This is a genomic window from Microcoleus sp. S13_B4 (assembly GCF_036700885.1).
Lineage (GTDB): Bacteria > Cyanobacteriota > Cyanobacteriia > Cyanobacteriales > Microcoleaceae > Microcoleus.
Genome location: NZ_JAUBPU010000052.1, coordinates 35,907 through 43,101 on the forward strand (window position 1 = coordinate 35,907; position 7,195 = coordinate 43,101).

Sequence of the window (7,195 nt, forward strand, 5' to 3'; positions counted from 1 at the left end):
AATAAGTCAACAAAACATATTAGATAGTAGAACCACGAGCAGACTTCAACAACATCTGGATTTCTTCAAGAGTAAATGGTGGTGAACTACGATGAATCATAGCGTGACAATTTGGGCAAACAGGACGCAAATCTTTTATAGGGTCAATTTCATACTCTTCTGCAATTTCTGAAAGGGGTTTTAGATGATGAACATGAATGAAACCTTTTCCTGGTTGTCCAAAAGTTTTGCCAAAATCGAAATTACAAATATAGCAACTTGAACCGTAATAATCAATACATTTTTGCCGAGCTTTAGGCTCTCGTTCATAGGCATTGACTGAAACTTGCCGTACTGCCCCTTCACGAAAGGTTTGTACTGCATCTACTTCATCAGGAAACAATCTAGTAGTTACAGATTCCTGAACCTGAAGCGGATTTTGCCAATCCCACAAACATTTTAGGTATTCTTCAAAACGGTCTTCCTCACCAAGAAACACATTTGATGCAGCACGAAAGATAGCAAAGATTTCGACAAAGTTATTAATCACTGGCTGAGCTGCATCTAGGTCTTTAATAGGAAGAACTAGGGATGGACTCCGAATAAAGGTAGTTTTCCAATCTCGTTCAGGAGCCAATTGCAGTTTGTTAATGAACTCATCATACTCTAACTTTCCATCATCTTCCGGTGCAATAGTATCAGAGTAAATATAATATTCACCCTGCTTCAAAATCCTAGTAACATCTTCCACATGGTTCTTCATGACTTGGACAATTGGATTAGCTTCTAACCCTCTTAATCCAAAAAAGTTCACAAACAAGTTATCAGAAGTACACACGAACCTATGTTGGAAAAACCATTTTTTTCCTTTTATAGCCAAGCCAGCGGTTGCTATTTCCACGGGCTTGGTTTTCTTGGCTCCAGATCGATGAGCTGGTGTAGTCGTTATTCGGCAATCTGAGAGTACATCTGTGCCATAAACTTGGTGAATTAGGTTACAAGCTTGTTCAATGAGAACCTTAAGCTTGGGGACAAGTAATTCTTGTAGCTTATCAGCACGCTCTCGATCGTCCTCGACTGAGAAGAGATATTGTTCAGCAGACCCTATCAGTGGCAAGTCAACGATTGGTGACAATCCGGTCTCCTCAACTGAATTCATATCTGCTCTCCGACATTACAAGTCCAACGAAAACTAATCGATATTTTAGCTTTTTTTCGACATATCCTGAAATAGGTCATGCTTCCCCGGCTCCTAAAACTTGTGCTGTGGTGAGTTTCAGCCTTGTAGGGTGCGTCAGTTAGAATACTTACTGGACAAGGGAAACGCTTATGGACTGACGCACCCTACTATCGTCTTTTAAATGCCGAACAGCTTATGACTCAAATAAATCCCGATCGCACTGCTGGTACAATTTCGATCGACGTTTGCGCTCAATCAAACGGGCAGTATCTTTGTCAGATATCATCATCTTTGAGCGATCGCCCTGATGATACCATGAATTTTTACGGACAAACGAAAGAACACGCGATCGCGATCGCCCTGGAACATTTAGCCGACGAGTATCGGGAGAAAGCCGAACAATCTCAGAATATAGATTCGCTTGCCGTGGAAATTTCAGATTCTGGAGAACCAATTAATAAATATTATCATCTGATTGTACACTACGAAGAAATTTCGGAAGCCGAATCTAAGTTTGAGGCAGTACACAATACAATGATAGGAAATACGATAGTTGAGAATGCCAGAATTGCAGCCATTGAGATTGCTCCAGATATCGAAATCGAGCCGTTAGAGCGATCGGGATATTGAACCCTCGGGACTTAGGTGTAGATGGGCATCTTACCCTACGCATCAGCGATCGAAACGTGAGTTGGAGGCGACGATCGACTAGAAGCGCTCGCATAATTTCAAATCCCCAAAATTTCTTTTCTATTACTCCCCCGCAAAATCTGCCCTAAACTTCTCCACAACTCGATTCAACTCCACCGAATGAGAAGCCTTAAATAAAATACGATCGCCCGGTGTGACAAACTCCATTAAATGCCTTGCTAAATCTTCGCGGGAATTCTCCCTCGCAATATCTTCTACCTCCACAAAAGGCAAACCCGCCGCACCCGCAGCCATCGCCGCCGCTTCCTCAAAATCAGCGAAAATAAACAAAGCATCGAGATTCAACTCTCGCGCCGCCCTTCCTACTTGTCGGTGAAATTCGATGGCTCTGTCGCCCAATTCCTTCATCGTTCCCAACACCGCAATCCGGCGCTTTCCCCGAGTATCTGCTAACAGTCTCAACGCCGCCAACATCGACTCCAAACCAGCATTGTAAGTCTCATCCAGAATCATAATATCTTCGGGCAAATCGTAGCGGCGCGCCCGTCCATCCGGTAACTGCACAGACAAACCTTGCTTTAAAACTTCCCAATCAATACCTAAAACTTTTCCTACCGCCAAAGCCGCCAAATAATTTACAGCATTGTGCCGTCCCGGCAGCGGCAGTGGCAATTCCACACCTTCTACTAACATTGTATCAGGATTGAGCAATTCTCCGCAAAAATCCCCGCCTTCTAAACCATAAGTTAAAGTTTTTCCCGGCCAAACTTTTGACGCAGTTGCGATTAATCTGCCACAATCGTGATTGAGAATAGCAATGCTATCCGCAGGCATTTCGGCTAACAGTTCGCACTTAGCTTGGGCGATCGCGTCTTCCGATCCCAACCGTCCGATATGTGCCGTTCCTACATTAGTAATTACCGCCACAGTAGGACTCGCAATTTGCGACAGCAGCGCAATTTCGCCACTCCCGCGCATTCCCATTTCAATTACAGCAAAATTTTGGGAAGGTGAAAGCTCCAACAGAGTTTTTGGGACTCCAATTTCATTGTTGTAGTTATATTGAGTTTTAAGAACATTTCCCCTCGTTGACAAAACTGCCGCAATTAACTCTTTAACAGTAGTTTTACCTACAGAACCAGTAACAGCAACTATAGGTATACTGAATTGGTCGCGCCACCAACGGGCGATCGACTGATAAGCTTTTAAAGTATCGTCAACGCGCAACAAGGGAAAATTAGGCAATTCCTCTTGCCAATCTTGATCGACAATCGCTGCAATCGCCCCCAAATCCCGAGCTTTTGCCAAAAATTGATGGCCATCAAAATTGTCTCCCCGCAGCGCCAAAAATACTTCGCCCCCCTCAAGAGTGCGCGTATCTGTGGCAATACCTGTCCCTAAAGCTGTCAAAACGCCCTCAGACACAGCAGGCCAAGGTACAGTTAAAATTTCAGCAAGTTGGGCGATACTTACGCGACAAACCATAACCAGCACTCACATTTCAAATAATTATTTTCAAAGCTAATTCTACCTCGCCCAACCTCAAATTTAACTAACAGCGGGCTGCGGATCAGGATTGACCTTGATCATCCTAATACTAAATCGTCCGCCCACCAATAAATTATGCCGTACCCACCTACAATCTTTACCAATACTTTACAAAGTCGATGGTGATTTAAGGCCTTGCTAATTACCAACAATTCATGTCATGCTGGTGTTGATAAATAGTTTAACTAAGCAAAAAATATCGATCGGCTTAAGCTGCTGACAGCTTCTACCCCTAAGCCCCATCGGGCGAGAAGCTCGGTTGACTCAATTATTGCGATTCATTGGCCAATTCATTAAGCTAATAGCGCTGAAAGCTCCTGCCCCAGCCTCGGAGGGTTAATCCACAGTGAACGACTACAACAGACAAAGCCACGAAGAAGAACAGCTACTTTACAAGCACTGGCTGGAGTTGGTACAACGAGAGCAGCCGGCAGAACTGATCGGCCGCTTTCGCACTTTGTTTATCGAGGGCGTCGGATATCCCGATCGCTCGATCGCCGACGCACTCGAAAAAATAGCACGCTCAGCACACGCTGAACAAGAATTCAAATACATCCTCAACCGCTGCTGCCACATCCTGATCAACCGCTGGCAAACATACCCCAGCAAGCAAGCAGCCATCCCTGAATTGATCGCTCTGTTTGAAGAAGCGCCCAAAATATTATTTGGATACAATCGATCGGGGGGGCGAGGCTCCATCCCTAAATTAGTAAATCAATTTATCGAAAGCGAACAGTACCTCACCCTCAAACGCTTAGCCAAAGTCATAACTCACAGCAATGAAGATAGCAGCAACAGCAAAACCCCTGCTAGCCTTGCCCTGGGAACTTTAATTCCCCGTTACCCTTACCTCTACAAACACTGCCTCCTCAGCGACGACAGCACCTACGAACAGCAGAAAATCATTAAAAAAATCCAAGCTCAAAAGCAGCAGCAATTTGAGATCAATCTCTCACAATATGTCGCTCACCAAGTGAGGAAAGCTCAAATAGCTCGTCGGGAAACCTCCATTTCCTTCGGTAGGAATATACAGCCTATAAAAAATCCGACCCTGTTGAGCGACCCGGAACTATTCTTTGCCCTCAAGCAATTTGTCGGAAAAGTAGAAGGAGCCGATACCTACAGACAGCTAGCGGGCCGTTTCACGGCGAACGCCAGCACAAATCAATCCTACCGCTCCTTTAAAGACGACTTGTACGAATACCTGATTTCTTCTGTCACCGATGAGCGCTACGGCAAACGTCTCTTTAACGAAAAATTGTATAAGCAACTACAAAATACCCTTCCCCACAGCGATGATCAGAAGTTTAACGAATTTTTAATGATTAGAACTTGCAGCCAGTTATTGAACTTTTTAGTAGTGGAGAGTCCTGTGCGGCCCAACCACTTTGTCTTCATCGACCTAATCTCAAACCTCGGGCCCACCCAAACCACAGGTTTGCTGCTGAAAATCGTACTAATTTGCGGCAAAGTCAAGCCCTACCTAGAAAAGCGGCTGGCAATTTTGTTCGGTCACTACGAATGCAGTACCCGAGAAGGCGTGGTGTGGTTAGTCAAAGCCTTGGAAAACGTGAACCTAGCTTTGACTACCAACTTTGGCAAGGTGGATGTATCTTTCCTGCGGTGAGAGCGCGCGCCACAACTTTCTCTGCTTCCACTGCAGGCAAAACATGACACCGATAAACCAGCTTTATGAATACCCTAAAAGTTTTACGTTTAATTAGAACGACTTAATTAACTGCTGAAACCTACTCAAAAGACGCTATTCTATGTTAAAGTACCAAGTGTGAATCAGATTCAGTTGCAGGCTTTGTTCATTGCTACAGAATTGTCTAAAAACTTGCCCTTCTGTATCGGCAGGGGACTCTCCGAAACTGAAATCTTCGCACTGTCTAAATTTTGGAGTTATTCCTCATGTCGATATACGTCGGTAACTTATCCTACCAAGTTACCCAAGAAGACATCACCACCGTCTTCGCCGAATACGGAACCGTTAAGCGAGTACATCTACCTACCGACAGAGAAACCAGTCGCCCCCGCGGCTTCGGTTTTGTAGAAATGTCCACAGATGCAGAAGAAGATGCAGCCATTAGTGCTCTCGACGGAGCAGAGTGGATGGGTCGCGACCTCAAAGTTAACAAAGCCAAGCCGCGCGAAGATGAAGGCGGCCGGGGTGGCGGCAACCGGGGCGGCGGCGGCCCAGGAAAATTTGCTCGCGGAGGAGGAGGCGGAGGAGGACGTTATTAATTTCCTCTTTAGTTTCCTCGGATAAAGATTTGAGATTGGAGAGTTGAAATTGGCGCGAGAGCTCACCTAGCTCCGAACCACTTCCGGCCGTTCCGAAAAACCTATGCTCTTCAAATTTCCATATCTACCCGATTAAATATACCAAAAAGCCAAGGGCCTAACCCTTGGCTTTTTGGTATGAGAGGTTGACGGTATGAGTCTGAAATGGTCTGGGCGAATCCGTTGCAGTACCGTCAGGTTCTAATCGTCAGGTTCGATGCTGCTGCTCAATCCGTGATTATTGAGCGTTTCAGCGTAAAACTCAGCGTGTTCGAGAGCGCAAACAATCACCAATCCCATCCCGTTAGTATGGGCTTCCATCATCACATTTACCGCCTGTGGCTGAGTCAGACTCGGTACCGTCGCCATCAAAGTCTGCACCACGTACTCCATAGGATTGAAATCATCATTGTGCAGCAGAACGCGGTAGCGCGGTGCAAGCTTGCGGACTGTGGAAGGCTTTTGAATAATTTCGACAGACACTAACCTATACCTCCTGACTTGTAAAATGTTAAAATTTGTTAACAGTCTTGAGCCGGATTCCTCCGCTGTGCAAGAGTATGTCACTTTCAGCTATTTTATTGAAATCTGAAAATTCAGACAAGGCAGCCCCTTGGTCGATCGCGAGCTGTGAACCCTACACCAAAACCAGAGGGGGTGTCCTGGGCCCTCCGCAACCACTTTCCTAGCGCCATAATATTAGAAAGGCGAGATCGGTTAAAAATAACAAACTACTACCTGTTGAGTCTCCAGAACTGAGGGAACCTTATATGAAACGCAAACCTAAATCCTACAACGACGACCGATTCAGCGCCGACCCATCCCGGGGAGACGAAGACTCCGGCTCATTTGGCGGACAGTCGCGACGCCCACCTCAGTCCGGCAAACCCTCTTTCCTCAATTCCGCCACCCTAGGGATTTTAACAGCAGTCTTTATTCTGGGAATTGGGATTGGCATTGCCTTTAGCTCCACAGCTACAATTAGCCCAGAGAACGTAGCCTCCCGCGAATTTATCGATCGCAGTGCCCCGAACCCGGAACTTTGCGTGCAGTTTGGAGCAAGCGCGATGGTGACAGATATGCGCCTCTACGTCACTCTAAACCCCTTCAACGTCTACATCTCGCAGCCGAGTATGCGTCCCGGATGCGTTTTGCGAACCAATAACTGGGCTATTCTCGAACAAAGAAAACTCGTCAGCCAAAACCAAGTGCGAGAGTGCAAAAATCGCATGAACACCTTTGGCTTCACCGGTCCCCTGGAAGCTCAACCCGAAATTAACTGTATCTACCAAAACGACGGCGCTAAAAACCTGTTCCTCAACCAACCGGGTTCGATAGCTCCAACCACTGAAGGTCAAAATTTCTAAATCGCCGATATAGCGATTTTCACTTGAGCAAAGTACAGAAATAAAGTAGGGACTTAAGCCAAGCCTAAGTCCCTACTTTATTTCATAGAATCGAAAACTGCTCTAAGTAGGGTTTGCTGAATAATCGATCGCAAACTAAGAACAGAAGCGATCGATATATTCAAACTCAACTAAAGATAGGTTT

The 7,195-nt window shown here is 45.7% G+C and carries 7 protein-coding genes; 4 read left to right on the forward strand and 3 right to left on the reverse strand.

The genetic code is table 11. The annotated features are described in order from the left end of the window. Positions 1-19: 19 nt before the first annotated feature. Positions 20-1,138, reverse strand: coding sequence for an HNH endonuclease (locus tag QT994_RS21550; protein WP_333177984.1), 1,119 nt, complete (start codon positions 1,136-1,138; stop codon positions 20-22). Positions 1,139-1,354: 216 nt separating this feature from the next. Here QT994_RS21550 and QT994_RS21555 point away from each other — a divergent pair, with 216 nt between their 5' ends. Further along, positions 1,355-1,789, forward strand: coding sequence for a hypothetical protein (locus tag QT994_RS21555; RefSeq protein ID WP_333177986.1), 435 nt, complete (start codon positions 1,355-1,357; stop codon positions 1,787-1,789). Positions 1,790-1,912: 123 nt separating this feature from the next. Here the strand turns inward: QT994_RS21555 and QT994_RS21560 are convergent, their stop codons facing one another. Then, positions 1,913-3,295 (reverse strand): UDP-N-acetylmuramoyl-tripeptide--D-alanyl-D-alanine ligase, encoded by a 1,383-nt coding sequence (locus QT994_RS21560; protein WP_333177988.1) that lies wholly within the window; start codon positions 3,293-3,295, stop codon positions 1,913-1,915. Between the two features lie 409 nt (positions 3,296-3,704). Between QT994_RS21560 and QT994_RS21565 the strand changes: the two genes are divergently transcribed. Together QT994_RS21565 and QT994_RS21570 are read left to right on the forward strand one after the other, a co-directional pair. Beyond that, positions 3,705-4,985, forward strand: a complete 1,281-nt coding sequence (locus tag QT994_RS21565; RefSeq protein WP_333177991.1) for a hypothetical protein — start codon at positions 3,705-3,707, stop codon at positions 4,983-4,985. Between the two features lie 287 nt (positions 4,986-5,272). Then, positions 5,273-5,605 carry an RNA recognition motif domain-containing protein gene (locus QT994_RS21570; RefSeq protein WP_006635107.1) on the forward strand — a complete coding sequence of 111 codons (333 nt, stop codon included), beginning with the start codon at positions 5,273-5,275 and terminating at the stop codon, positions 5,603-5,605. 240 nt (positions 5,606-5,845) lie between these two features. Here the strand turns inward: QT994_RS21570 and clpS are convergent, their stop codons facing one another. After that, positions 5,846-6,127 carry an ATP-dependent Clp protease adapter ClpS gene (clpS, locus tag QT994_RS21575; protein ID WP_015178019.1) on the reverse strand — a complete coding sequence of 94 codons (282 nt, stop codon included), beginning with the start codon at positions 6,125-6,127 and terminating at the stop codon, positions 5,846-5,848. A 287-nt stretch (positions 6,128-6,414) separates the two neighbouring features. Here clpS and QT994_RS21580 point away from each other — a divergent pair, with 287 nt between their 5' ends. Then, entirely contained in the window at positions 6,415-7,011 is a 597-nt protein-coding gene (locus tag QT994_RS21580) for a DUF3172 domain-containing protein (protein ID WP_333050612.1), read from the forward strand. Positions 7,012-7,195 lie beyond the last annotated feature (184 nt).

Coding starts and splice junctions, on each gene's coding strand:
- QT994_RS21550 (WP_333177984.1), bottom strand. CDS start 1,138: ATGAATTCAGTTGAGGAGACCGGATTGTCACCAATCGTTGACTTGCCA.
- QT994_RS21560 (WP_333177988.1), bottom strand. CDS start 3,295: ATGGTTTGTCGCGTAAGTATCGCCCAACTTGCTGAAATTTTAACTGTA.
- QT994_RS21580 (WP_333050612.1), top strand. CDS start 6,415: ATGAAACGCAAACCTAAATCCTACAACGACGACCGATTCAGCGCCGAC.
- QT994_RS21570 (WP_006635107.1), top strand. CDS start 5,273: ATGTCGATATACGTCGGTAACTTATCCTACCAAGTTACCCAAGAAGAC.
- QT994_RS21555 (WP_333177986.1), top strand. CDS start 1,355: ATGACTCAAATAAATCCCGATCGCACTGCTGGTACAATTTCGATCGAC.